The sequence below is a fragment of the Neisseria sp. HMSC068C12 genome, from assembly GCF_001814095.1.
Taxonomy (GTDB): domain Bacteria; phylum Pseudomonadota; class Gammaproteobacteria; order Burkholderiales; family Neisseriaceae; genus Neisseria; species Neisseria perflava.
The window spans coordinates 24,617-49,205 of record NZ_KV814801.1; the positions used below are offsets into that span (position 1 = coordinate 24,617).

26 protein-coding genes and 1 other RNA gene are annotated in these 24,589 nt (G+C 49.6%); 16 read left to right on the forward strand and 11 right to left on the reverse strand.

From position 1 onward, the window contains the following. Nucleotides 1-34 precede the first annotated feature (34 nt). Together HMPREF2952_RS02110 and HMPREF2952_RS02115 are read left to right on the forward strand one after the other, a co-directional pair. Nucleotides 35-364, forward strand: a complete 330-nt coding sequence (locus HMPREF2952_RS02110; RefSeq protein ID WP_094192864.1) for an FKBP-type peptidyl-prolyl cis-trans isomerase — start codon at nucleotides 35-37, stop codon at nucleotides 362-364. Between the two features lie 126 nt (nucleotides 365-490). Beyond that, nucleotides 491-739: a BolA family protein gene (locus HMPREF2952_RS02115; RefSeq protein WP_003686612.1), complete on the forward strand. Its 249-nt coding sequence runs from the start codon at nucleotides 491-493 to the stop codon at nucleotides 737-739. Between the two features lie 145 nt (nucleotides 740-884). On the opposite strand, the gene HMPREF2952_RS02120 is transcribed toward HMPREF2952_RS02115, so the two are convergent. Beyond that, on the reverse strand, nucleotides 885-1,679 hold the full coding sequence (locus HMPREF2952_RS02120; RefSeq protein ID WP_070695224.1) for a class I SAM-dependent methyltransferase: 795 nt from the start codon (nucleotides 1,677-1,679) through the stop codon (nucleotides 885-887). A gap of 60 nt (nucleotides 1,680-1,739) precedes the next feature. Continuing rightward, the gene (gene bioH / locus HMPREF2952_RS02125) at nucleotides 1,740-2,486 is read right to left on the reverse strand and encodes a pimeloyl-ACP methyl ester esterase BioH (protein ID WP_049329346.1); all 747 of its coding nucleotides are present in this window, start codon (nucleotides 2,484-2,486) and stop codon (nucleotides 1,740-1,742) included. Between bioH and HMPREF2952_RS02130 the strand changes: the two genes are divergently transcribed. The 7 genes from HMPREF2952_RS02130 (at nucleotide 2,485) to rnpB (ending at nucleotide 6,606) form a co-directional block, all read left to right on the forward strand. Continuing rightward, nucleotides 2,485-3,201: a ComF family protein gene (locus tag HMPREF2952_RS02130; protein WP_070695225.1), complete on the forward strand. Its 717-nt coding sequence runs from the start codon at nucleotides 2,485-2,487 to the stop codon at nucleotides 3,199-3,201. The genes bioH and HMPREF2952_RS02130 overlap by 2 nt on opposite strands. Nucleotides 3,202-3,265: 64 nt before the next feature. After that, on the forward strand, nucleotides 3,266-3,730 hold the full coding sequence (gene trmL / locus HMPREF2952_RS02135) for a tRNA (uridine(34)/cytosine(34)/5-carboxymethylaminomethyluridine(34)-2'-O)-methyltransferase TrmL (protein ID WP_070695226.1): 465 nt from the start codon (nucleotides 3,266-3,268) through the stop codon (nucleotides 3,728-3,730). A gap of 48 nt (nucleotides 3,731-3,778) precedes the next feature. Further along, nucleotides 3,779-4,498 carry a septal ring lytic transglycosylase RlpA family protein gene (locus HMPREF2952_RS02140; protein WP_070695227.1) on the forward strand — a complete coding sequence of 240 codons (720 nt, stop codon included), beginning with the start codon at nucleotides 3,779-3,781 and terminating at the stop codon, nucleotides 4,496-4,498. 98 nt (nucleotides 4,499-4,596) lie between these two features. Then, entirely contained in the window at nucleotides 4,597-5,181 is a 585-nt protein-coding gene (gene ruvA, locus HMPREF2952_RS02145; RefSeq protein ID WP_070695228.1) for a Holliday junction branch migration protein RuvA, read from the forward strand. Between the two features lie 32 nt (nucleotides 5,182-5,213). Then, nucleotides 5,214-5,429, forward strand: coding sequence for a methionine-binding protein (locus HMPREF2952_RS10845; protein WP_083314041.1), 216 nt, complete (start codon nucleotides 5,214-5,216; stop codon nucleotides 5,427-5,429). A gap of 54 nt (nucleotides 5,430-5,483) precedes the next feature. Next, nucleotides 5,484-6,191, forward strand: a complete 708-nt coding sequence (locus tag HMPREF2952_RS02150) for a hypothetical protein (protein WP_070695229.1) — start codon at nucleotides 5,484-5,486, stop codon at nucleotides 6,189-6,191. 53 nt (nucleotides 6,192-6,244) lie between these two features. Beyond that, nucleotides 6,245-6,606, forward strand: an RNA gene (gene rnpB, locus HMPREF2952_RS02155) — RNase P RNA component class A. Nucleotides 6,607-6,712: 106 nt separating this feature from the next. Here rnpB and HMPREF2952_RS02160 read toward each other — a convergent pair. Next, a complete protein-coding gene (locus tag HMPREF2952_RS02160) occupies nucleotides 6,713-8,035 on the reverse strand; it encodes a murein transglycosylase A (protein ID WP_004519206.1) in 1,323 nt (440 codons plus the stop codon). An 89-nt stretch (nucleotides 8,036-8,124) separates the two neighbouring features. Beyond that, a complete protein-coding gene (locus tag HMPREF2952_RS02165) occupies nucleotides 8,125-8,697 on the reverse strand; it encodes an RDD family protein (protein WP_004519205.1) in 573 nt (190 codons plus the stop codon). 241 nt (nucleotides 8,698-8,938) lie between these two features. Here HMPREF2952_RS02165 and asd point away from each other — a divergent pair, with 241 nt between their 5' ends. After that, nucleotides 8,939-10,054, forward strand: a complete 1,116-nt coding sequence (gene asd, locus HMPREF2952_RS02170; RefSeq protein WP_070695230.1) for an aspartate-semialdehyde dehydrogenase — start codon at nucleotides 8,939-8,941, stop codon at nucleotides 10,052-10,054. Between the two features lie 90 nt (nucleotides 10,055-10,144). Here the strand turns inward: asd and HMPREF2952_RS02175 are convergent, their stop codons facing one another. Continuing rightward, nucleotides 10,145-10,942, reverse strand: coding sequence for a factor H-binding protein (locus HMPREF2952_RS02175; protein WP_070695231.1), 798 nt, complete (start codon nucleotides 10,940-10,942; stop codon nucleotides 10,145-10,147). Nucleotides 10,943-11,139: 197 nt separating this feature from the next. Between HMPREF2952_RS02175 and HMPREF2952_RS02180 the strand changes: the two genes are divergently transcribed. After that, nucleotides 11,140-11,622 (forward strand): dihydrofolate reductase, encoded by a 483-nt coding sequence (locus HMPREF2952_RS02180; protein ID WP_049335666.1) that lies wholly within the window; start codon nucleotides 11,140-11,142, stop codon nucleotides 11,620-11,622. 82 nt (nucleotides 11,623-11,704) lie between these two features. Here HMPREF2952_RS02180 and HMPREF2952_RS02185 read toward each other — a convergent pair whose 3' ends face one another. Further along, a complete protein-coding gene (locus tag HMPREF2952_RS02185) occupies nucleotides 11,705-11,971 on the reverse strand; it encodes a DUF3079 domain-containing protein (protein ID WP_003686685.1) in 267 nt (88 codons plus the stop codon). Nucleotides 11,972-12,137: 166 nt separating this feature from the next. Between HMPREF2952_RS02185 and HMPREF2952_RS02190 the strand changes: the two genes are divergently transcribed. After that, complete coding sequence (locus HMPREF2952_RS02190; RefSeq protein WP_049335668.1) at nucleotides 12,138-12,593, forward strand: GNAT family N-acetyltransferase; 456 nt, start codon at nucleotides 12,138-12,140, stop codon at nucleotides 12,591-12,593. 68 nt (nucleotides 12,594-12,661) lie between these two features. Here the strand turns inward: HMPREF2952_RS02190 and dinG are convergent, their stop codons facing one another. Next, on the reverse strand, nucleotides 12,662-14,812 hold the full coding sequence (gene dinG, locus HMPREF2952_RS02195) for an ATP-dependent DNA helicase DinG (RefSeq protein ID WP_049335670.1): 2,151 nt from the start codon (nucleotides 14,810-14,812) through the stop codon (nucleotides 12,662-12,664). A gap of 164 nt (nucleotides 14,813-14,976) precedes the next feature. Beyond that, complete coding sequence (locus HMPREF2952_RS02200; RefSeq protein WP_070826381.1) at nucleotides 14,977-15,195, reverse strand: DUF2061 domain-containing protein; 219 nt, start codon at nucleotides 15,193-15,195, stop codon at nucleotides 14,977-14,979. 128 nt (nucleotides 15,196-15,323) lie between these two features. Here HMPREF2952_RS02200 and HMPREF2952_RS02205 point away from each other — a divergent pair, with 128 nt between their 5' ends. Further along, complete coding sequence (locus HMPREF2952_RS02205; RefSeq protein WP_070695232.1) at nucleotides 15,324-16,274, forward strand: D-2-hydroxyacid dehydrogenase; 951 nt, start codon at nucleotides 15,324-15,326, stop codon at nucleotides 16,272-16,274. Between the two features lie 195 nt (nucleotides 16,275-16,469). Here HMPREF2952_RS02205 and gnd read toward each other — a convergent pair whose 3' ends face one another. Further along, the gene (gene gnd / locus HMPREF2952_RS02210) at nucleotides 16,470-17,918 is read right to left on the reverse strand and encodes a decarboxylating NADP(+)-dependent phosphogluconate dehydrogenase (protein WP_004519195.1); all 1,449 of its coding nucleotides are present in this window, start codon (nucleotides 17,916-17,918) and stop codon (nucleotides 16,470-16,472) included. Between the two features lie 482 nt (nucleotides 17,919-18,400). Between gnd and ggt the strand changes: the two genes are divergently transcribed. Then, nucleotides 18,401-20,170: a gamma-glutamyltransferase gene (gene ggt / locus HMPREF2952_RS02215; protein WP_049335672.1), complete on the forward strand. Its 1,770-nt coding sequence runs from the start codon at nucleotides 18,401-18,403 to the stop codon at nucleotides 20,168-20,170. Between the two features lie 237 nt (nucleotides 20,171-20,407). On the opposite strand, the gene lpxC is transcribed toward ggt, so the two are convergent. Continuing rightward, the gene (lpxC, locus tag HMPREF2952_RS02220; protein WP_049335675.1) at nucleotides 20,408-21,322 is read right to left on the reverse strand and encodes a UDP-3-O-acyl-N-acetylglucosamine deacetylase; all 915 of its coding nucleotides are present in this window, start codon (nucleotides 21,320-21,322) and stop codon (nucleotides 20,408-20,410) included. 652 nt (nucleotides 21,323-21,974) lie between these two features. On the opposite strand from lpxC, the gene gap reads away from it, so the two are divergent. Beyond that, entirely contained in the window at nucleotides 21,975-22,979 is a 1,005-nt protein-coding gene (gap, locus tag HMPREF2952_RS02225) for a type I glyceraldehyde-3-phosphate dehydrogenase (protein ID WP_049335677.1), read from the forward strand. Nucleotides 22,980-23,074: 95 nt separating this feature from the next. On the opposite strand, the gene tsaA is transcribed toward gap, so the two are convergent. Beyond that, nucleotides 23,075-23,749, reverse strand: coding sequence for a tRNA (N6-threonylcarbamoyladenosine(37)-N6)-methyltransferase TrmO (tsaA, locus tag HMPREF2952_RS02230; RefSeq protein WP_049335679.1), 675 nt, complete (start codon nucleotides 23,747-23,749; stop codon nucleotides 23,075-23,077). A gap of 170 nt (nucleotides 23,750-23,919) precedes the next feature. On the opposite strand from tsaA, the gene HMPREF2952_RS02235 reads away from it, so the two are divergent. Further along, nucleotides 23,920-24,555: a nicotinamidase gene (locus HMPREF2952_RS02235; RefSeq protein ID WP_070695233.1), complete on the forward strand. Its 636-nt coding sequence runs from the start codon at nucleotides 23,920-23,922 to the stop codon at nucleotides 24,553-24,555. Nucleotides 24,556-24,589: the final 34 nt, after the last annotated feature.

The following is a 24,589-nucleotide window of genomic DNA, read 5'->3' on the forward strand; positions in this document are numbered from 1 at the left end:
TTGAGCCGATTTTCACCATACATCCGAAAGGAACATCATGAGCCTGATTATTGAAGACTTGCAAGAAGGCCACGGCAAAGAAGCCGTCAAAGGCAAAGAAATCACCGTACATTACACCGGCTGGTTGGAAGACGGTACCAAATTCGACTCCAGCCTCGACCGCCGTCAACCGCTGACCATCACCCTGGGCGTCGGCCAAGTGATTAAAGGTTGGGACGAAGGCTTCGGCGGCATGAAAGAAGGCGGCAAACGCAAGCTGACCATTCCTTCCGAAATGGGCTACGGCGCACACGGTGCCGGCGGCGTGATTCCTCCGCACGCAACCTTGATTTTTGAAGTCGAGCTGCTGAAAGTGTACGAATAAGCATTTGACGCTTCAAAAGACCGAGGCCGTCTGAAACTCGAAGTTTGGTTTTTCAGACGGCCTGTTTTTATCAAGATTCGGTATAATGCCCTCTTTTACAAGCAAACCATTTCCCAAGGAACCCCCATGCTTTTACCCGAACAAGTCAAAACCCTGATTGAAGGCGTTACCCCTTGCGAACACGTCGAAGTCGAAGGCGACGGCCATCACTTCTTCGCCGTAATCGTTTCCTCCTCATTTGAAGGCAAAGCCCGCCTCGCCCGCCACCGCCTGATTAAAGACGGCCTCAAGCCGCAACTCGAAAGCAACGAATTGCACGCGCTGTCGATTTCCGTTGCCGCCACTCCGGCCGAATGGGCTGCCAAACAGGCTTAATTTGGAATCAAATAAAAGGCCGTCTGAAAACTTTTCAGACGGCCTTTTTCATACATATTAAACAGCGCAGGCAATCAATACAAACGCCAAACTGCATTCCACAATACGCAATCGCGGTGTAAACCTTACCGGCACAACCGCCAAACTAGCCCTGCCGTTTCGGGAAAAACTGCACCACATTCTCCCCTTGCGGCAACACCAATTTCTTCACGGCATGGCCGTACACGGTTTCAAGCGTGATGTTCAGACGGCCTTCGTTGGCAAAAATCTTATCCACACATTCCTTGGCCGCTTGCGGATTGCTGAACTTCAACGCGTTCCACAATCCCAAGGTTTCCATGTCCTGCCAAAACGTCCCGGCTTTTTTATAGCTCAACTCAAGCTTGGCCGTGTCGGTTACCGGATCGTAAAAGCCGTTGTCGGCGAGCATATCGCCCAAGTCGTGCATATCAATCAGCGTGGGCGCTTCGCATTCGATGCCTTCATGGTTCAGACGGCCTGTCAGCTCGGTCAGACTGTCGCGGCCAAAGTGCGTGAAAAACAATAATCCGTCGGTTTTCAAAGCAGCGGCCCAGTTTTTCAATACCGGCAAAATATCGTCGGCGCGGCTGAGGCTGAGGTTGGCCCACAACATATCGGCGGCAGCTTCGGGCAACGGCGCGGTCAGTGCTTGGCAATGCTGCGGAATGGTTTTCCCCGTCAGCTTCTGCCAGAAACCGCCTTTGCGCGCGACGGCGGCGGTTTTCAAAAAGTCGGCATTCGGATCGTATTCTTCAAACACGGCGTCGGGATAACGCGCGGCCAGCAGGCTGCGGCTGATGTCGGCATCGGCACCAATCAGCATGATGCGTTTGGGTGCATTGCGGACCAGCTGCAGGCGCTCGTCGGTGTCTTGGGCGAGATGGCGGTGAATCTGCCAGCGTTTGTCTTGTTCGGTCATGGTGGGTCGTGTCAGCGGGCTTTGCCCGACAATATTCTGTTTTTATGGTTGAAGTCTTTTTCAGACGGCCTTTTCGACAAAGTTGCGGTAGGTTTCAGCAAATTCGTCGGCATGGCTTAAAAAGGGCGCGTGGGCGGCTTTGTCGATAAGGACCAGCTCGCTGTTGCTCAAATGGCGGTGTAAATATTCGCCCATGCGTGGCGGCGTGATGGCGTCTTTCTGTCCAAACACCAGCAATGACGGCGTTTGAATAAGCGGCAACAGCGGACGCGCATCGGCATGGTTGACCGCTTCAAGCGCGGCCTGTAAGGCGGAAGGCGTGCCGCAGCGCGCCAAATCAGGCAATACCCGGTTTAAGATTTCGCCCGAATGCGGCGTGTGCAGCAGTTGCAGTTGTAGAAACTGTTTAATATGTTTGGCATAATCCTGCTGGAATGCGCCGACCATCTTGCCCAAGGCAGGTTGCGCCAAGCCTTCGGGATAATCCGTATCGGCAGTCAATCGGGCAAAACTTGCCGTCAGACAGAGCGATTGGATTTTGTCGGGATAAAGCGCGGTCAGATACAGGGCAACCAGTCCACCCAGCGACCAGCCGAGAATGTGTGCCGGCGTGTCGATTTGTCCGGCAAAGGCTTCGGCAACGGCGGCAATATCAAACGGTTCGGCAAAAGGCGCATCGCCGTGTCCGGGCAAATCAAGCGCGCGGACGTCCCAATCGGCAGGCAGGCGCGGTATCAAATCGTCGAATACATGGCGGTTCGCCGCCCAACCGTGTATCAGATAAACTTTTTTGGCGGAGTGTGGCATGAATGTTCTTTCTTGGTGGCGCAGTTTGAAACAGCTCAATGCGCGACGTTGCGTATTATGCCACGATTCCGTTTCAGACGGCCTTTGCCGAGGCTGCGCAAACGATTTGACGGAATATTTTATCGACGCGGCACAAAGCTGCCCTTTGTGTTTCCGCCATATCGCGGGCGGGACAGTGTGCGGCAGTTGTCAGAAAAAGCCGCCCGCATTTGATAGAATGTGGGCCTCGCTGTATTACGAACCGCCCGTCAGCAGCATGATACGCGAGCTGAAACACTTGGCCGATTTGGGCATGAGCCGTCCGTTGGCGGATTTGATGAGCCAAAACGCACCGGACTGGCTGGCGACGGAACATTTCGATTTCGTCCTGCCCATGCCTTTGAGCAAAGAGCGGCGGCTCAAGCGCGGATTCAACCAAAGCGAGGCGTTGACGGATATTTTGGCGAAACGCTACGGCTGGACGCTGCTGCCGCGCCACGCGGTTTTCAGACGGCATGGCGAGCCGCAAAGTACGCTGAAAAGCGACGAACGTCGGCGAAATATCAAGAATGCATTTAAAATCAAAGCCGAATTGCCAAAGGCGTGTAATATTCTGTTAATTGATGATGTCTTCACCACCGGCTCGACTTTAAACGAATTGGCGAAAACGCTGAAAAAATCAGGCGCAGGTAAGATTTTTTGCTGGAGCTTGGCGCGGCCGCCAATGAAAAAATAGCTTAAAGTTTTTGACACCCATGGAACATTTCGGCATTATGCCACTCTATAAGTGATTGATTTATATGTTTACCATAGTTTTGTACCAACCCGAAATCCCGCCCAATACGGGCAATATCATCCGCCTGTGCGCCAATACCGGTGCCGATTTGCACTTGGTCAAGCCGCTTGGTTTCCCTTTGGATTCGTCCAAAATGAAGCGTGCGGGCTTGGATTATCACGAGTTTGCCAAACTGACGGTACATGAGAATTTCGAAGACTGCCTCAAGGCACTCAAAGGCCGCCGTATTTTCGCGCTGACCACCAAAGGCTCTACCCGCCCCGACGAAGTTTCCTTCCGCGAAGGCGACGTGTTGCTGTTTGGTCCCGAAACGCGCGGCCTGCCTGCCGAAGTTCTCGACAGCCTGCCTGCCGGACAAAAAATCCGCCTGCCGATGATGCCCGACAGCAGGAGCATGAATCTTTCCAATACTGTCGCCGTGATTTTATTTGAAGCATGGCGGCAAAACGGTTTTGCCGGCGGCGTATAGCAGGCCGTCTGAAACCGCTGCGTTATCAACTCAAGAACGGAACCCGTTTTGACTTTTACCAAAAAAACCCTCCTTTCCTTAGCCGCCGCCACCATCGGCGTCCTTTCCATCAATGCCGCCGTCGCCGACAGCGTGGTCCGAGTCGAAAAACTGCATCCTTCTGCCAACCGCAGTTACAAAGTTGCCGGCAAACGCTACACGCCGCTGACCCAAGTTTCCTCTTTCAGCCAAACCGGCAAAGCCTCATGGTACGGCAACCAATTCCACGGCCGTAAAACTTCCAGTGGCGAGCGTTACAATATGAACGCCCTCTCCGCCGCCCACAAAACCCTCCCTATTCCCAGCTACGCACGCGTGACCAATATGCAAAACGGCAAAAGCGTCATCGTCCGTGTCAACGACCGCGGCCCTTTCCACGGCAACCGCGTCATCGATGTTTCCAAAGCCGCCGCCCAACAATTGGGTTTCATCAACCAAGGCACAGCCAACGTCAAAGTTGAGCAAATCATCCCCGGCCAAACCGCCGCTCAAACCATTATTTCCCCAAACAACAAAGAATTTTTTGTTGATTTGAAATCCTTCGGTACCCAACGCGAAGCGCAGGCTTATTTGAACCAAGCCGCACAAAGCCTGCCGTCAGACAGCAAAGTCATGCTTGAAAAACGCAACTACGAATACGTTGTCAAAATGGGTCCGTTCAGCAGCCAAGAACGTGCCGCTGAAGCAGGCGAACGCGCCCGTCATCTGAACCTGGCATCCGCCATCTGATTTCGTCCGCGTTACCGCTGAAGTTTGATACAATACAAGGCCGTCTGAAACCCGATTGCAAGGTTTCAGACGGCCTTTTTTAATCACAGGGGAACACCATGATCAGCAGGCTCACAGGCAAATTGATTGAGAAAAATCCGCCGCAGGTCGTTATCGACGTCAACGGCGTCGGTTATGAAGCCGACGTTTCCATGCAGACTGTCTACAACCTGCCCTCCGTTGGCGAAACCGTCCATCTCTACACTCAGCTTGTCGTCCGCGAAGACGCGCATTTGCTGTTTGGTTTCGCCTCAGCCGAGGAACGCGCCACCTTCCGCCAACTGGTCAAAGTCAGCGGCATCGGTGCCAAAACCGCATTGGGCATTTTATCGGCCATGAATGCCGACGAGCTGGCGCAAGCCATCGCCGAAGAAGACGTGAAACGCCTCTCCTCCGCCCCCGGCATCGGCAAGAAAACCGCCGAACGCATGGTATTGGAACTGCGCGGCAAACTCGTATCCCATACCGTTTCAGACGGCCTGTTTGCCCCTGATGCCGTTGCCGACGAAAGCCAAGACATCATCAACACCCTGCTTGCCCTCGGTTATAACGAACGCGAAGCCAAAGCCGCCACCAAAGGCATTCCCAAAGGCACGGAAGTCGGCGAAGGCGTGCGCCTGGCCTTGAAAAACCTGCTTAAATAAGGCCGTCTGAAACATGAAAACCGCCGTCCTGAGTGCCGCCTTGTTTCTTAAGCGCGTGCGTCTATACCGAGACTCCGTATGGGCGCACCGCCGTCTTAGACCTGCCCGTCCACTCGCAAACCACCGTCAACAAAACCGTGAGCATCAACGCCCCGCCCGGGACGACTGTCATCTATCAAGACAGCGAACCCGTCCGCAATTACCCAGCCTATCCCGTTTATCCCCGCCGGGTTTATCGTTATCGATAAACAACGCTGACCGTTTGAAACCATAGGTTCAGACGACCTGTTGAGAGACCAACCATGAAATACATCCTTCCCCTGCTTTTACTCCTGAGCGCCTGCACACCGGACACCAAGACCACGGATGCCGCATCCGACCCCAAAACACACGGCTTTGCACACCGCCTGACCGAAGGCGAAAAACTGCTGACCCAAGCCCTCATCAAACAAGACCTCGCCACCTACTTCAAACACGAAACCGGCGGCGCATTTGCCGAACAAGCCCCCTTATTCTCGGCCCAACAACTTGCCGAACAGAAAAACATCCCCCAAAACGATGCCATCGGCGTTTACGGCAAAATCATCAAAACCCAAGGCCGCACCGCCTGGCTGCAAACCGACAAGCAAACCCTCAAACTCGATTTGGCCGAACCGCTGCAAGAAACTCAAGGCGAAGTTACCTTTGTCTGCCAACATGAAAACACCGTATTCCAAGACTGCCAAACAGAAGAAAACTTCGCCCGACGCTTTACCGAACAAATTTTCTCGGCGGTCGAGTCCGGACGTGTATCCGCCCAAACAGACGCACCGGCCGAAGAAATCATGGCCGGCCGCCTCATCCCGTTTTTGAGTGCCGCCAGCGACTTTACCGGCAACTTCAAAGCCTGCGCCACCACCATGACCGAATACTGCACCAGCCGCCTGGCACGCGAAATGCCCGAATCCGCAGTCCGCAAAAAAGCACAGGAATTGGGTTTGACCGAAATAGCATTTAAAAAGAAAAAATAAATATTTAGGCCGTCTGAACCCTATGGCGGCTGTGTTATAATCCGCACCTCATACAGGTCGGACAGACAGTCGCCGCGTATCGCGTAAGGCATACGGGGAGGAAAGTCCGGGCTCCACAGAGCAGAATGCCGGCTAACGGCCGGGCGCGGCAACGCGACGGAAAGTGGAACAGAAAGCAATACCGCCGATGATTGCCTTCGGGCAAAACAGGTAAGGGTGAAAAGGTGCGGTAAGAGCGCACCGTGCATTTGGTAACAAAGCGCAGCAGGCTAAACCCCATTCGGAGCAAGACCAAACAGAACGCGATGACGCTGCTCGCCGAGCGTTCGGGTAGGTTGCTTGAGCACACCAGCAATGATGTGCCTAGAGGAATGACTGTCCGCGACAGAACCCGGCTTACCGTCCGAGCTGTATGTCCCCATACCGCGGCAGGTTTTAAAAACCTGCCGCATTTTTATAGAAATAAAAAGGCCGTCTGAAACCTGAATCTTGGTTTCAGACGGCCTTTTTTAAACCGCTGTTTATGGACGGTATTCCGGTTTCATGCCGTTGGGCAGGAGCTGCCATACATAGCCGGTGGTTTTCATTTTACCGGCCACTTCGCCTGCTTCGTCGCCATAGCCCCAGAAATAATCCACACGGACTGCGCCTTTAATCGCGCTGCCGGTATCTTGCGCCATAATTAAGCGGTTGAGGGCTTTTTTGGTGATCGGATGGGCAGTGGCGACAAATAATGGTGCGCCAAGCGTGATGTAGTGACGGTCGATGGCACCGGCGTATTCGCCCATCAACGGCGTACCCAATGCGCCCACCGGGCCTGAATCACTGCTGCCGGTCAGCTCGCGGAAGAAGACGTAGCTTGGGTTTTGTCCCAAAACTTCGGCAAGACGGCCGGGGTTTTGCTTCATATAGGCCTTGATGCCCTGCATGCTGGTCTGACCCAGCGGCAGATAGCCTTTGTCCGCCATATAGCGGCCGATGGAAACATACGGATGTTCGTTTTTATCGGCAAATCCGACGCGGATGTATTTGCCGGACGGTGTTTTCAGACGGCCTGAACCTTGAATGTGCATAAAGAAAAGTTCGACCGGATCATCTGCATAACCCAAAATCGGCGCTTTGCCGTTAAGCGCGCCGCCGTTGATTTGGCTGCGGGTGTGGTAAGGAACAAAACGGCTGCCTTCAAAACGGCCTTTCAGCGCAGTGCTGCGTGCTGTAATCGGGAATCTGGACAAGTCGGCCGTGTATGTGCCGCTGTTGTCGATGACGCCGCTGTTTGGGCCGGTTTGGCGGATGCGGACGGTGGCTTTGCTGCCCCTCAAGTTTGCAGCCAGCGGAACGGAAACAAAATCGTTCGGAATGCCGTAAATCGGGAAACGGGATTGGCTTGTGGCTTTGTCGTCGCCGTGCAGGACCGGTTCGTAATAGCCGGTAATGGTGCCGGCAGGATTGCCGCCGTTATCGACGCGCCATGCGGTGAAATAGCGTTCAAAGAAGTGTTTGGCTTGGAAATGGTGCACCGGTGTTTGCATGGCTTGGATACAAACGTCCTGCCAGCCTTGGCGGTTTTTAAGTTTTTCACAGCCTAAACGGAAAGACTGCAGGCTTTTGGTAAAGTGTTGGAGATCCCAGTGCGGCAATTCGTTGTAGGAAACTACGGTATAGTTTGCTCCTCCCCCACTCACTGTCGTACCGATGGGATCGGGCGTACCGGTGGGGCGGTCAGGGCCTTTGATAACGCTGGTGTCGGTTTCGGGGAGGTTTTTAATGCTTTTGCTCGGACAGGCGGCAAGAATGGCTGCGGCAATACTGACGAGCGTGATGCGGTACAGATGTTTTTTCATGGAATCAATAGCGTGTCGAAAGGCCGTCTGAAAGCTATTTTTCAGACGGCCTATGTTGGAAAGTGCTGATTTTAACACAAAAAAGCCATTTATCGGCGCGGCGGCAATTTGACGACAACCGTATCGGCCAGCATATCGTAGAGCGTGCGGCGGTCGCGTTTGACGGAGAAGAGCATGATGAAGTTAATGAAGGCTATAAGCAGAGAAATCAGGTTTCCACCCGTGTCACTTATTGCCAACGATACAATAGTTACCACAACACCAACAGCAAGCGCCCAGACAACTTCGCGGATTAAAACCGTTCCTTCAAAGCCCGGATTGCTTCCGTCATTTTTTAACACCCGGATGCCCATAATTTTTTTACCTAAAGACTGACCGTCCCGGCTCATGTAATACAGTTGGACAATACCAAAAACCAAATAAACAGCCAAAGAAATAAAAAATGTTATGGCAAAATATTCAGGGGTATTAAAAAGAGAAGATTCCGAAACTAATTTTTTGCTTTCATCTAAAGTGAAAACTACCATCACGATGAATGGCAACCATATCAAAAAAGTAAACAGATTATTCAACAAATATGCCGCAACCCTCGCCCCCGGCGAAGCAATATGGACATCTACTATTTCTGTTTTAGGCAAATCCGACAAATTGATTTCGCTCATTTAATCTTCCTCTGTGCTATTTAATGAGATGCAATTTCATTGCCATCTTAACCTATTTTTCCATCATTCTAAAAAATTTCGATAAAAACCTTTACATTTTCCGCAGACGGCGTTAAAACGTTTGTTTTCCCCTTTTTTATAGTGGGTTAACAAAAGTCTGAACAAAACGGCAGGCGATGCCGTTCCGATTTTTGTTAATGCACTATAAACTTATCCGGATTTTCTTTGTAAGGAGTAACACATGAAAGTAGGTTTTGTCGGCTGGCGCGGTATGGTCGGCTCTGTTTTGATGCAGCGTATGAAAGAAGAAAACGACTTCGCCCACATTCCCGAAGCGTTTTTCTTTACCACTTCCAACGTCGGCGGCGCTGCCCCTGATTTCGGTCAGGCAGCCAAAACATTGTTGGATGCCAACGATGTTGCCGAATTGGCAAAAATGGACATCATCGTTACCTGTCAGGGTGGCGATTACACCAAATCCGTCTTCCAACCCCTGCGCGACAGCGGCTGGAACGGCTACTGGGTTGACGCGGCTTCTTCCCTGCGCATGAAAGATGATGCCATCATCGTCCTCGACCCTGTTAACCGCAACGTCATCGACAACGGCCTCAAAAACGGCGTGAAAAACTACATCGGCGGCAACTGTACCGTTTCCCTGATGTTGATGGCTTTGGGCGGCCTGTTCCAAAACGATTTGGTTGAATGGGCAACCAGCATGACCTACCAAGCCGCTTCCGGCGCGGGTGCGAAAAACATGCGCGAACTCATCAGCGGCATGGGCGCGATTCACGCCAAAGTGGCAGACGAGCTTGCCGATCCTTCCAGCGCGATTCTCGATATCGACCGCAAAGTGTCCGATTTCCTGCGCAGCGAAGACTATCCGAAAGCCAACTTCGGCGTACCGCTCGCCGGCAGCCTGATTCCGTGGATTGACGTGGACTTGGGCAACGGCCAGTCCAAAGAAGAATGGAAGGGCGGCGTAGAAACCAACAAAATCCTCGGCCGCAGCGACAATCCGACCGTAATCGACGGCTTGTGCGTGCGCATCGGCTCTATGCGCTGCCACAGCCAAGCCCTCACCCTGAAGCTGAAAAAAGACCTGCCTGTTTCTGAAATCGAAGCCATCTTGGCAGGCGCAAACGATTGGGTGAAAGTTATCCCCAACGAAAAAGAAGCCAGCATGCACGAGCTGACGCCTGCCAAAGTTACCGGCACACTGTCTGTTCCTGTCGGCCGTATCCGCAAACTGGAGATGGGCGGCGAATACATCAGCGCGTTCACTGTCGGCGACCAACTCTTGTGGGGCGCTGCCGAACCGTTGCGCCGCGTATTGCGCATTATCTTGGGCAGCCTGTAATTGAGGTTGGCATGAAAAAAAGCAACGGTTTGAGCCGTTGCTTTTTTTGTCACGAAAAGGCCGTCTGAACCTTTCAGACGGCCTTGTTTCCTATTCTTTCTTGCCGGCCAAACCGATTTCTTTAGTGGAATCGCCAACTTTGATTTGCGCCTTACCGGCAATTTCTTCAGCCTGCGGTCCGAAGAGCTTCAAATCATAACGGCCGTTTTCCACGCCATTCAAACTGGTTTTACCGCTGATGGCGGCTTTGCCATTGTTATTGGCAATGCCTGCGGCAAGCAGGTCAACATTATTGTGGGAAGCCATGCTGCTGATTTTGCCGTAACCTTGTTTTTTATCGAAATCGACGGTGTATTTCAGACGGCCGCTGCGGTCATCGCCGTTAAACGCGATACCCGAATACTGATAGCTGCCTTGTTTGGGCAAATTGCGATACGCTGTTTCATCGCCTTGGACTTCGCCGACGGTGAATGTGTATGTATCGAGGTTTTGCAGCTTGCCTGCATCATCGGCTTTTTGTTTGGCGTAACGCGCGGCAACAGTGGAATAATTTTGTTTATACACTTGGAAGTCGCCCGTTTCCAAAGTGATGACTTGGCCGTTTACCTTGATTTTTTGGGCGTAGTCGTAAGAAGATACTTTATCGGTTTTCAAAAAGCCGGTATCGAGTTTGCCGCCTTTTTGCAGGGTTTGCGTTTTACCGTTGGCGGTCAGCTCCAACGTACCGTTTTCAGGGACGGATTCGTTCAATTCAACGGACAACACGCCTTTCGGATGCGGATTGAGCGGCTCGGTCACGGCATTCGACAAGCCGCTTGTTGCGCCGCCGCAGGCAGTCAACATCAAAGACAGGGAGGCAGTCAAAGCAGAAATACAGAGGGTTCTCATCATTTTTTCCTTTCCTTTTTTATTTGATATGATATTTATCATATACCTAAAAAAATGAACAATAAATGATTTTTGTCAAAATTAAGTATTTTGAATATTGATTTTATAAATGTTGAAACATTTTTATAATATCGGGCATTCAGTCCTTCCCGCCTCCCTTCCGCTATAATCATTCTATTTTGCAAACGGATTTCATTATGCCTAAAATCACCCTTATCGCCGCCTATGCCGCCCGCCGCTGTATCGGCATCAACAACACCATGCCTTGGCATTTGCCCGAGGATTTTGCCTTTTTCAAATCCTACACTAACGGCAAACCCGTCATTATGGGCCGCAAAACATGGGAGTCGCTGCCGCGCAAACCGCTGCCCGGCCGTCAAAATATCGTCATCACCCGCCAAGATTATCAGGCCGAAGGCGCGCAAACGGCGGCCTCTTTGGAAGATGCGCTGGCTTTGTGTCAGGGGGTTGAAGAAGTCATCATCATGGGCGGCGCGCAAATTTATGCACAAGCCCTGCCGATTGCCACGGATTTGCGTTTGACCGAAGTCGGTTTGGATGTGGACGGCGATGCGTTTTTTCCTGAGTTTTCCACAGAAACATGGCAAGAAGCTTCTTGGGAAAACCATGTTTCCGCCAAAGGCATCGAATACGCGTTTGTGCATTATGTGAAGGCATAATCCGACAGCACAAAGGCCGTCTGAAATCCTGTTTTTCAGGTTTCAGACGGCCTTTTTATTTCGTTTATTTACGGCATACCGTTTAAGCTGTTTTATTTTTCAAAGGCAGTTTGATATGCGGTTTGGCCGGCTTGGGCGCTTCTTTCAGTCCAAGTTCAATTTGCTGCTCTTCGCTCAACAAATTGCTCCAGTCGCCTTTTTTATACCAGTCGCGGCCGTCCAACTCGATGGGATGTTGGATACGCTCGCAACCGTTGCCGCATTGCAAATCGTCCTCTTTGCAATATTTGTCGCAACCCCAGCAGATACGCTCGGGATTTTTCGGGAAAATGGGAAATTTCTTGGCCATGATGTTCTTCTTTTGTTTGTGTGCGGTACGGCAGAATTATAAGTGATTTGAATGGGACTGGCGGCGGGTTTATCGTGTTTTACGCTGATTTTTTAAGATGTGTTAACCTTTCAGACGGCCTATACTGCAAAAATAATCCCTACGCGGTACAACAAAAGGACCCGATATGAACATATGCCGTCTGAAGCCTGAATTTGTCGAGCCTTTAGCCCTCGCGCTGTTTGAGGAGTGGCACGATTTTGCGCCGTGGTCGTCTCTGGACAAAATCCGTGCGTATTACGCGCAGTGCCTTGATGGGGATAACTTGCCGCTGGCGTTTGCGGCTGTGAATAATGAAGGGCGGCTGATGGGTTCGGCAGCATTAAAGCGGTTTGATATGGCGTGTTTTCCCGAACACGAATATTGGCTGGGCGATGTGTTCGTTTTGCCGCAATTTCGCGGTTTGGGCGTAGGCAGGCAGCTGGTTTCGTTTTGTCTGGATAAAGCACGCGAACTGGGTTTGCCGCATCTGTTTCTCTATACGCCGGATGTGCAAGCCGTGTATGAAAAGTTCGGCTGGAAAGAAATCACGCAGACTTGGCACAACGGGGAAACCGTATCCGTCATGAAATTGGATTTATAGTTTGAAAAGAATAAAAGGCCGTCTGAACATTTGATTTCAGACGGCCTCTGCCTTTGAATTATCCACAACTACCCTATCCGCTTAAACGGCGGCAGACAAGCCAATAATTGTTGGCCGTAGCGTTGCGTTTTGACGCGGTTGTCGAGGATGGTCACGCGGCCGTAATCCTGTTCGGTACGGATAAGGCGGCCGACAGCTTGGATCAGTTTGATGCTGGCTTCGGGCACCGTAATTTCGATAAAAGGATTGCCGCCGCGTTGTTCAATCCAACGGTTTTGGGTTTTCTCGATGGGATTGTCCGGCATCGCAAACGGCAGCTTGGCAATAATGACTTGCACGCAGGCCGTACCGGGCAGGTCGAGGCCTTCGGCAAAACTGTCGAGGCCGAAAATAATGCTGGCTTTACCTTCGGCAATAGCTTGATGGTGCCTTTGTAAAAGAACGGCCTTGGGCAACTCGCCCTGCACAAGCAGAAGCGGTAAGTATTCGTCAGGCAGTCGTAAGGCGACATCCTGCATTTGCTTGCGCGAGGAAAACAACACCAGCGTACCGATGGCTTCAACCGGCGAAACCAGCTTCGGCAACCATTCGACAATGGCGGCCGTATGCGCATCAGGGTCTTTGGGGCTGGCTTGAACCGGCGGAATATACAGCTCGCCTTGCGCATCGAAATTAAACGGGCTTTCCAATGCAAGCGTGGTGGTTTCGGGCAACCATAATAGGCCTGTTTGGCGCAAAATCAGGTTGAAGCTGCCGAGCGATTGCAGGGTGGCCGAAGTCAACACTGCGCCTGCCGCGTGCCGCCACAGGCTGTTGGCAAGGTGGGATGCGCTGCTGATGGGGCTGGCGTTGAAAATGTAGTCGTTTTTGTCGTCGGCACGGCGGGTTATCCATTTCGCCAACGGCTCTTCGCCTTCAATGGGAACGGTGGAGAGCAAATCCCAAACCGCGCTGATTTGTTCGATACGGGCGATAAAAAGGCCGAACTCGCTGGTCAGACGGTCGAGGAGCGCGCCGTCCTGCTCTTTTTCGCGGCGCGCGGCGGAAAGCGCATCGTTCAGGCCGATAACGTGTTTGAGCAGGCTGCGCGCAGCAATGGCCGTATTGGAAACTGTGGTTTCCAGGCCTTCGGGGATTTTGCCGTCTTCCCACAGCCAAGTCGGTTCGTTGTGTTTCCGCCTGTCGTTTTCAGACGACCCCAGACTTAAAGACGGCTCTTCCGCCAAATGGAACTGCCATTCATGCAGGCTATCGAGCAAGGATGTGGCAGCTTCGTCAGCAAGGTTGGCAAGTTCGGCTTTATCGGTCAGCGCGGCAATTTTGCCGGTAAGCTGCGGCAGTTTTTCCAGCGTCCAAACGGCAATATTCCATGAATGTTCGGCGGCAAAGCGGCTGAGGGCTTTTTTGGACAGGTGGTGCGCTTCGTCTATGCAATAGAAACTGTTTTCAGGCGCAGGCAGAATCACGCCGCCGCCCATACTGATGTCGGCAAGCAGAAGATCGTGATTGGCAACGACGACATCGACGGTTTCCAAGACATCGCGTGCCAGGTAAAACGGGCATTCCGGACGGTTGGGACAGGCGGATTTCAGGCAGCCGTGGCGGTCGTTGGTCACTTTGAGCCAAATCGTGTCATCGATTTTTTCCGGCCAAGTGTCGCGGTCGCCATTAAAGCGGCGGGCGGAAAATTCATCGGCAATGTCGCGCAGCAGGTTCAATTCTTCAGGCTTGGGTTTGCTGTCCCACAACACTTCCGGCGCTTCAAAACCAAGCAGGTTTTGCTGGGCATTGTTTTGCGTCAGTTGATAGAGTTTGTAGGGGCAAAGATAACGGCCGCGTCCCTTGGCAAGCGCAAAGGTCAGCTCCAAACCGCTTTTTTCGACCAGAAACGGCAAATCGCGGTCAACCAACTGCTCCTGCAAAGCCACCGTCGCACTGCTGACGATCAACCATTTGCCGCGCGTTTGCGCCATGATGCCGCCGGCCAAAAGGTAGGCCAACGATTTACCCACACCGGTCGGCCCTTCGATCACGGCAATGCTCTCACCCTCGCGTTTGGGCGCTTCTTCGCCTTCTTCACGCGTCAACGTCCGCGAAAAAGCGTTGGCAATCGCCGCAATCATTTCCCGCTGCGAAGCGCGCGGACGGAAACCGGGCAGGTTTTTGCCAATGTTTTGGTAATGGTCGCGGATGGCGTTTTTTTCTAAATCGGTGAGCATTGAGGCCGTCTGAATGGGTTTGCAAGAATAGCGTATTTTAGCATTTTTACCTTAATGAAGCCTTCGTAAAGTCTTACTCTATTTTAGGGTTTGGCATTTTGATGGCAATGGACGAACCGAAAAACCATAATCGGTTTTAACCAAGCAAAAGGCCGTCTGAAACTTTAGCCGCACTGATGCAGAGGCACCCACAATTTTTGCTTTTCGGATTTGTTTTTCTCGTAGCGGTTCCACGCTTTTTCATGAAAATAAAAGACGACGGTATTGACGATGGGTTCGACCAAAGCCACCGCGCTGGAAACGCCGATACTGCCGGTCAGAATATAGGCGACACTAAATGCGACGCTGAAATGCAAAATAGCAAATGTAATGGTTTTAATCATGCTGTTTTCCTGATACATTGATGTTTTAATAGCTACATAATAATTATTATCAACTAACACGTATATTTTAAATCCTTTATCCTGATTTAGATTTTATAAATCGATATTTTATTTTTGATAGGAATTTTATGAATCCGCTCCAAATTGTCGTCCTCGACCGCGATACCCTCGTCAATCGCCCGTTTGAATTTGATTTTCCACACACATTAAGCAGCTACGGCACAACCGAAGCGCACGAAACGCTGGCGCGCATACGGGGTGCGGACATCATCATTACCAACAAAGTCGTGATTTCCACCGAACACATCGCCGCCAACCCGCAGCTCAAACTGATTGCGCTAGCCGCGACGGGCGTCAACAATGTGGACGTTGAGGCCGCCAAACAAAATGGTACGGCAGTGTGCAATATCCGCGCTTACGGCAATGAATCCGTGGCGGAACACGCGTTTATGATGATGATTACCCTGATGCGCAACCTGCCTGCCTACCAGCGCGACGTTGCGGCAGGCTTGTGGGAAAACTCGCCGTTTTTCTGCTACCTCGGCGCACCGATGCGCGATTTGAACGGCAAAACGCTGGCGATTTTCGGTCGCGGCAATATCGGTAAAACACTGGCAACTTATGCTCAGGCTTTCAAAATGAATGTCGTGTTCGCCGAACATAAAAATGCCCAAAGCGTCCGCGACGGCTATGTTTCCTTTGACGAAGCCATCCGCTCCGCCGATGTCGTGTCGCTTAATTGTCCACTCACACCGCAAACGGCAAACATGATAGGCGAAGCCGAATTGCAACAAATGAAACCCGGCGCCATCCTCATCAACTGCGGGCGCGGCGGCTTGGTCGATGAAGCCGCTTTGGTTGCGGCGTTGAAATACGGCCAAATCGGCGGTGCAGGTTTTGACGTGTTGACACAAGAGCCGCCGCGCGACGGCAACCCTCTGCTGAAAGCCCGACTGCCCAACCTCATCGTCACGCCACACATTGCATGGGCAAGCCAAGAAGCCGCAAACCGCCTGTTTGACATCCTTTTGGATAACATCAACCGCTTCGTGGCCGGCAATCCGCAAAATCTGGTTTAATCTATGGAAAACCTGTTGATAAGGTTGTGAACAATTTTAAAGGCCGTCTGAAATATTCAGACGGCCTTTATTTATCTTTATTTATTTCATAAAGTTATCTATCAAGTAGATTAAATCATTTCATTCTTCATTGTGGATAACCCTATAAAAAGGCCGTCTGAAATACTCAGACGGCCTTTTGTTTGCCCGGGCAAATTAAATATCGTATGTGGTTGAAGCGGTATCGCCGCCCTTGCCTGTCCAGTTGGTATGGAAAAACTCGCCGCGCGGTTTGTCGGTACGCTCGTAAGTGTGCGCGCCGAAGTAGTCGCGTTGGGCTTGCAGCAGGTTGGCGGGCAGACGCTCGGAAGTGTAGCCGTCAAGGAAGGTAATTGCGGAAGCCATGCAAGGCATCGGAATACCGCACTCAATCGCTTTGGCCACCACTTTACGCCATGCAGGCAGACAAATTTCCAATACGCCTTTGAAATAAGGATCGGAACCCAAGAAGACCAAATCAGGATTGGCCTCGTATGCGTCGCGGATGTTGCCCAAGAACGCGCTGCGGATAATGCAGCCTTCGCGCCACAAGAGGGCAGTATTGCCGTAATTCAATGCCCAATCGTTGTTTTCGCTGGCTTCGCGGATCAGCATAAAGCCTTGTGCATAAGAAATGATTTTGGATGCCAACAGGGCTTGGCGTAGGGCTTCGACCCATGCGGCTTTGTCGCCTTCAATCGGGGTAATGGTTTTGCCAAACAGGCTGTTTGCTTGGGTGCGTTGGTCTTTAAACGCGGACACGCAACGTGCAAATACGGCTTCGGAAATCAGGGTCAACGGGATACCCAAATCGAGGGCATTGATGCCGGTCCATTTACCTGTACCTTTTTGACCTGCGGTATCGAGGATTTTTTCGACCAAAGGTTCGCCGTTTTCATCTCTGTAACCCAAAATCGCGGCGGTAATTTCGACCAGATAAGAATCCAGTTCGGTTTTGTTCCACTCGTTGAAGATTTGGTGCATTTCGTCATAAGACAGGCCCAAACCGTCTTTCATGAATTGGTACGCTTCGCAAATCAACTGCATGTCGCCGTATTCGATGCCGTTGTGCACCATTTTGACGAAGTGGCCCGCACCGTCACGGCCGACCCAGTCGCAGCAAGGTTCGCCTTGAGGCGTTTTGGCGGAGATGGCTTGGAAAATCGGTTTGACGGCAGGCCATGCGGCTTCATCGCCGCCGGGCATGATAGAAGGACCGTGACGCGCGCCTTCTTCACCGCCGGATACACCGGCACCGATAAAGCGGATACCTTTTGCCGCCAGCTCGTGGGTGCGGCGGGTGGAATCGGGATAGTTGGCGTTGCCGCCGTCAATAATAATGTCGCCTTGGTCCAAAAGCGGGACAAGTTGCTCGATAAAGTCGTCCACAACAGAACCAGCGCGTACCATCATCATGATTTTGCGTGGTTTTTCTAATTTATTAACCAGATCTTGCAGTGAATATGCACCGATAATATTGGTATTTTTGGCTGCGCCGTTTAAAAAATCATCTACTTTGCTAGTCGTCCGGTTGTATGCGACAACTTTAAAGCCGTTGTCGTTCATGTTGAGAATCAGGTTTTGCCCCATTACGGCAAGGCCGATTACGCCAATGTCGCCTTTCATTTTGTGAAACTCCGTTATTGATTAATTTTATCTAGCGTAACTCTAGCTGATTTACACGTTTTTAACAATCCTTAACTTTTTAATTTTTTGAAAAGATGCCTTTACGTTTCAGACGGCCTTTGCCTTTAGGAAAATAAACTATAATTTAGATTTTAAATAATAAATAGAAGATGATATTGAGTGCTGCTACAGATTGTTGATAACTTTGATTACAAAAAATTTTCAAATACTTAGCTAATATTTTTTGATGAGGATAAAGTAAGGTCGGCCTTGTTTGCAGATGTGGATAAAATTTTCCTGCCGCTCCATTCTGTGGGTAACTTTTTGCCTGTGCACAATCTTAGCTTGTTTTATACTTCTCCAATTGGAACTGATTGACTAGAGAAATAGTCAAATGGTTTTTTATTTCAAGCTATTTTCATATTTCCTTTTATTTAAGCTGGGAAAAGGCCGTCTGAAAATATGTCAATAAGGGTGTGCATATGAAGTTTTCCTTTAGTATTAAACTGTTATCCGTTTTGATTTTGGCCGCTTGTGCGCAACAGCCGGTTCAAAAGCCCCAAGTTTCCCTGCCCTCTGTATCTGTGGACAACCATGCGCCGGAGCAAGGAACAGGTCTGACGGAGCAGAAATTAATCCGCGCCAAACATTATATGGCGGCGTCTGCCAATCCGCTGGCAACTGAAGCCGGTTATGAAATTTTGAAGCGCGACGGCAGTGCGATAGATGCGATGATTGCCATGCAGACAACTTTGGGACTGGTTGAGCCGCAGTCTTCCGGATTGGGCGGCGGTGCGTTTTTGGTGTATTGGGACAATAAGGCGAAAAAGCTGACGACGTTTGATGCCCGTGAAACGGCGCCGAAAGCGGCAACGCCGGGGCTTTTCTTGGACGAAAACGGCAAACCGATGGGCTTTATGAAAGCAGTGGTCGGCGGCCGTTCGGTCGGTGTGCCGGGGATTCCAAAGCTGCTCGAAGATGTCCACAAGCGTTACGGCAAATTACCGTGGGCAAGTTTGTTTGAGAAACCGATTACTTTGGCGGAACAAGGTTTTGCTGTTTCTCCGCGTATGGCGAAATCCATCGAGCAAAATTTGGAACCCTTGCAACGTTATCCGCAAACCGCCGCTTACTTCCTGCCTGACGGCAAACCTTTGGCTGCGGGAACGGTGTTGAAAAACCCTGAATTTGCGCGTTCCGTACGTCTATTGGCGGAAAAAGGCAGTGCGCCGTTTTATCAGGGAATGCAGGCGCAGAATATTGTTCGTGCCGTTACCAGTGCTGTGGATAATCCTGGCAAAATCAGCATGGCGGATTTGAAAAACTATCAAGTTATCGAGCGTAAGCCGGTTTGTGCGCCGTATCGTGAATATGAAGTTTGCGGCATGGGCGCGCCAAGTTCCGGCGCAATCGCTTTGGGGCAGATTTTGGGCGTATTGCAGAATCAGGATATGAAAGCGTTGGGATCGGAAAATATCCACAGTTGGCGCTGGATAGGCGATGCGTCGCGGATTGCTTTTGCCGACCGTGATTATTATGTCGGCGATCCCAAGTTTGTAAACGTTCCGACCCGTGCCATGATTTCTCAAGCTTATTTGAAACCGCGTGCCGAAGAAATCCGCAAGGCTGACAAGGCATTGGAAACTATTCAGGCAGGCAAGTTTGGCAAAGCATACGCGCAGGGCATGGCGGTCGAGCTGCCGTCCACCAGCCATTTGGTGGTTGTGGATAAAGACGGTAACGTTGTATCGATGACGACTTCGATTGAAAACGCGTTCGGTTCGGGGCTGATGGCAAACGGTTATCTGCTCAACAACGAATTAACCGATTTTGCCTTCAATCCTGTCGGAGAGGATGGTAAAACGGTGGCAAATAGCGTTGCTGGTGGAAAACGTCCGCGTTCTTCGATGGCGCCGACCATTGTGATGAAAGACGGAAAACCTTATATGGCAGTCGGTTCGCCGGGTGGCAGCCGCATCATCGGTTTCGTTGCCAAAACGCTGGTGGCGCATATCGACTGGGGCATGGACATTCAGGCGGCAATCTCTCTGCCGAATATGCTTAATCGCGGCAGCCAGTATGAGATCGAGGATAAAACCGCTGCGGCGGATAAAGCAGCTGCGTTGGAAAAATTGGGCTATAAAGTTCAAATCCGCGATTTGAATTCCGGCGTGCAAGGCATTGTGATCGGCAAAGAAGGTTTACTCGGCGGCGCCGACCCGCGCCGTGAAGGCAAAGTCATGGGCGATTGATTTTGTCGGTTGACATGAAAAAGGCCGTCTGAACAGCTTCGTTTCAGACGGCCTTTTTAGTTTGGGAAAATATATGGATAAGATGTGTATAAGAATAACATTAAATTTTAATATTTCTATTTTTCAATAAGATAAAAGGGATGAATATGTGGATAATTACTTGTGGAAAACAACATGATTTAGGCCGTCTGAAAGGTTCAGACGGTCTTTTCATTGGACTGCTTTATCTATTTTCTATCAGGCTGCCGGCAGCTCGTGAAAAGCGCTGGGCAAGTCTTCGTCATTGGCAAACTCAACCCATTCGTAAGCGCTTTCATCTGCCAAAACGGCACGCAACAGTGCATTATTGATGGCATGACCTGATTTGTAACCTTCAAATGCGCCGATAATCGGATGGCCGACAATGTACAAATCGCCAATTGCATCCAGGATTTTGTGGCGGACAAATTCATTGGGATAGCGCAAACCTTCCGGATTCAAAACGTCCATGTCGTCAATCACGATGGCGTTGTTCAAATTGCCGCCCAGTCCGAGATTATGGGCGCGCATCATTTCCACTTCGTGCATAAAGCCGAAGGTACGGGCGCGGGCAATCTCATTGATATAGGATTTTCCTGCAAAATCAATCTCGAAAGTAGGTGCGCTGCGGTTGAATACGGGATGGTCAAATTCGATGGTTAAAGTAACTTTAAAACCGTCATAAGGCGTAAAGCGTACCCATTTTCCGGTTTCTTTGATTTCAACAGGTTTGAGGATTCTCAAAAAACGTTTTTGGGCTTTTTGATCCACCACGCCTGCATCTTGTAAAAGGTAAATAAACGGCAGGCTGGAGCCGTCCATAATCGGAATTTCAGGCGCGTTCAATTCAATCAAGGCATTGTCAATGCCGTAGGCAGACAATGCCGACATAATGTGTTCAATCGTGCCGATGCGTACGCCTTTATCGGTAACGATGGTTGAAGAGAGGCGGGTATCGTTGATCAAATAAGGATTCAATTTGATTACTTCGCCCATTTCCCCACTTAAATCAGTACGGCGGAACGAAATACCGCTGTTTTCTTCGGCAGGATGCAAAGTCAGAGCGACCCTTTCGCCCGAATGCAGGCCGACGCCGGTAACGCTTACTGATTTGGCTAAAGTCCGTTGCAACATAATTGCTTCCTTTTAAAAAGTCTGATGGGCAAATGATACGTTAAAAAGGAAAAAACAAGCCATCATTTTTAATAGTATTTGCCAATATGGATGTTTTGCGGGTGTGAATTTCAAAATTTTAATTATCCACAATAGCATGTGAAATTGAAGTGGGTAATTTGGGTTTTATCCACAGAAAAATAGAAGAACTAAGATTCTATCCTTTTTTATTCCGGCATTCAGTTGGGGTTGGCTTCAAAGATAAAAATGAATTATCAAATTATTTTTAAAGAAAGTTATCCTGTTATCCACAGATAGTTTGGTTCTTCATCAAAATCATCATTTTAAGAATTAAAATATTATAATTTGAAGAAAACACTGAATTATCAACACAAAAATGGCAAAATAAGGAGGAAATAGAACTAAGTTTATGATTTCCATAAACTTATGAAACTTTTAAGATTGGAAAATGGTTTTTATGAAATAAAATATCAAAATTCAGGACTGATTCGATTTACCTGATATTTTCCTACAAACAAGAATTTCATGTTTTCTTTATTTAAATCAAACAACTTAAAAGTAATTATCTTTAATCCTAGAAAGTAATTTTATTTCAGGATACAATGGCCTTACTGAAAAATTTTTCCCATTCCATCTAATTAGGAGTAGCAAAATGAGTATTAAAGTAGCGATTAATGGTTTTGGCCGTATCGGTCGTCTGGCATTACGTCAAATTGAAAAAGCCCAAGGTATCGAAGTCGTTGCTGTTAACGACTTGACTCCTGCCGATATGCTGCTGCACCTCTTTAAATACGACAGTACTCAAGGCCGCTTTGAAGGCTCTGCCGAATTGAAAGATGATGCGATTGTTGTGAACGGCAAAGAAATCAAAGTATTTGCCAATCCTAATCCTGAAGAATTGCCTTGGGGCGAGCTGGGTGTGGACGTTGTCCTCGAATGTACTGGTTTCTTTACCAATAAAACCAAAGCGGAAGCCCATATCCGTGCCGGTGCGCGCAAAGTTGTAATTTCGGCTCCTGGCGGCAATGATGTGAAAACTGTCGTATACGGCGTAAACCAAGATATTTTGGATGGCAGCGAAACCGTCATCTCCGCCGCTTCTTGTACGACTAACTGTCTGGCCCCTATGGCTGCGGTATTGCAAAAAGAATTCGGTATTGTTGAAGGCCTGATGACCACTATCCACGCTTATACCGGCGACCAAAACACCCTTGACGCGCCACACCGCAAAGGCGACTTCCGCCGCGCCCGTGCCGCTGCCTTGAATATCGTACCGAACAGCACCGGTGCCGCTAAAGCCATCGGCTTGGTTATCCCTGAATTGAACGGCAAACTTGATGGTTCTGCCCAACGCGTTCCTGTAGCCACCGGCTCTTTGACTGAACTGGTTTCTGTTCTCGAACGCCCTGTTACCAAAGAAGAAATCAATGCAGCCATGAAAGCTGCCGCCAACGATGCTTTAGGCTACACTGAAGATCAAATCGTATCTTCCGACGTTATCGGTATTGAATACGGCTCACTCTTCGATGCCACTCAAACCCGTGTGATGACAGTTGGCGACAAACAATTGGTGAAAACCGTTGCTTGGTACGACAATGAAATGTCTTACACTTGCCAATTGGTTCGTACCTTGGAATTTTTTGCCAGCAAAATCTAAAGGATAACAGGCTGAATCAATCAGTCTGTGGATAATTAAAAGGCCGTCTGAATATTTCAGACGGCCTTTTGTTTGTAGATAGATTCAATTTGCAATCAGATTGTGGATAGTTTAATCACAGTGGCACATTTGTTTTCTATCCTAAACTGTACTTCATAATCCGCAATATTCATTACATAAATCCGTTCAGGAATATCTTGATAGGCAGGACGAGGATCTTGGGCGATGCTTTGCTCAATGAGATGTTTTTCTTCTGTGGATAAATGTTCTGCAAGCGTACTTTCTGCCCAGACAACGTTCAATTCTTCAGGTTTGCCGCTGACAAAGCCTGATGATGCGTCAGGTTTGGATTCGATAAACGGGATGTAGGGTTTGATATCCACTACCGGAGTACCGTCTAATAGGTCTGCGCCGCTGCAATAGATGCGGACAGGTTTGCCTGTTTCGATGCGTTTGAGTTTCAGCAGGGATAAACCGAGATGATTGGGGCGGTGCGGGCTGCGCGTGGCAAATACGCCCATTTTTTGTTTGCCTCCAAGCCGTGGCGGACGCACCATTTGCGCCCAACCTTCATCCAATACGCCGTGGAAAATAAAACTTATCCACACATAGTCAAAATCTTCCAAGCCCCGAACGCTGTCTGCGGTAAATTCAGGAGTGAGTTCAATGCAAATTTCTGCTGCAGGAACCAAACCGGGTTGGCGGGCAATGCCGAATTTTTGTTTGTAGGGGGAATGAACGGTTGCAATAGGCGTAATAGAATAGGACATAATTTGTGGATAAATATTCTGTGCAAACTGTCATCATATCACAGATGTTTTCCCACATTTTGTAGTAGTAATTTGTTATAATACAAAGCATTTATTCCAAATGTCCGTATATGGGCAATAAATGAATAATTTAAATTATTTAAAATAAAATCAATAGGTTATATTAATACATGATTGTTTCTATCGATGTAGATGCACAAAAAACGTTTACGCCTTTGTGTCCGAAAGAATTGCCCGTTGCCGAAGGTCACCTGATTGCGGATGAACTCAATGCCCAAGCTGCATTGGCGGATTTACGCGTAATGACGAAAGATGCGCATCATGCCGCGGCAAAATGGCTTGTGGATAATCCTGTTGATATGTTGAAACCGACGGGTTTACCCGATGCGGATTTGACTTGGGTATCGCATGCGATGGTTGGAACATATGGCTATGATTTGTTGGATGGCCTGCCTTCAGCCAAAGAATACGATTATTGCGTTTGGAAAGGCGTCGATCCTGAGTTACATCCTTACGGCGCATGTTTTCACGATATTGAAGAAAAGCTCAGTACAGGTTTGATCGAATGGTTGCGCTGTCAAAATGCAGATACAGTCATTGTCGGCGGTTTGGCAACGGATTATTGTGTGAAAACGACAGTTTTACAGTTGCTTAAAGGCGGGGCTTGGAAAGTCATCGTCAATCAGGCTGCTTGTCGCGGCATTGCTCCGGAAACGGTTGAATCAGCATGGCAGGAAATGTATTCTGCCGGGGCTATTATTTTAGAAAACGTCAAAGAAATAAAAAAATACATTAATAATCAATAAATTATATTTAAAATTCTGTTGTTTCACGTGAAAC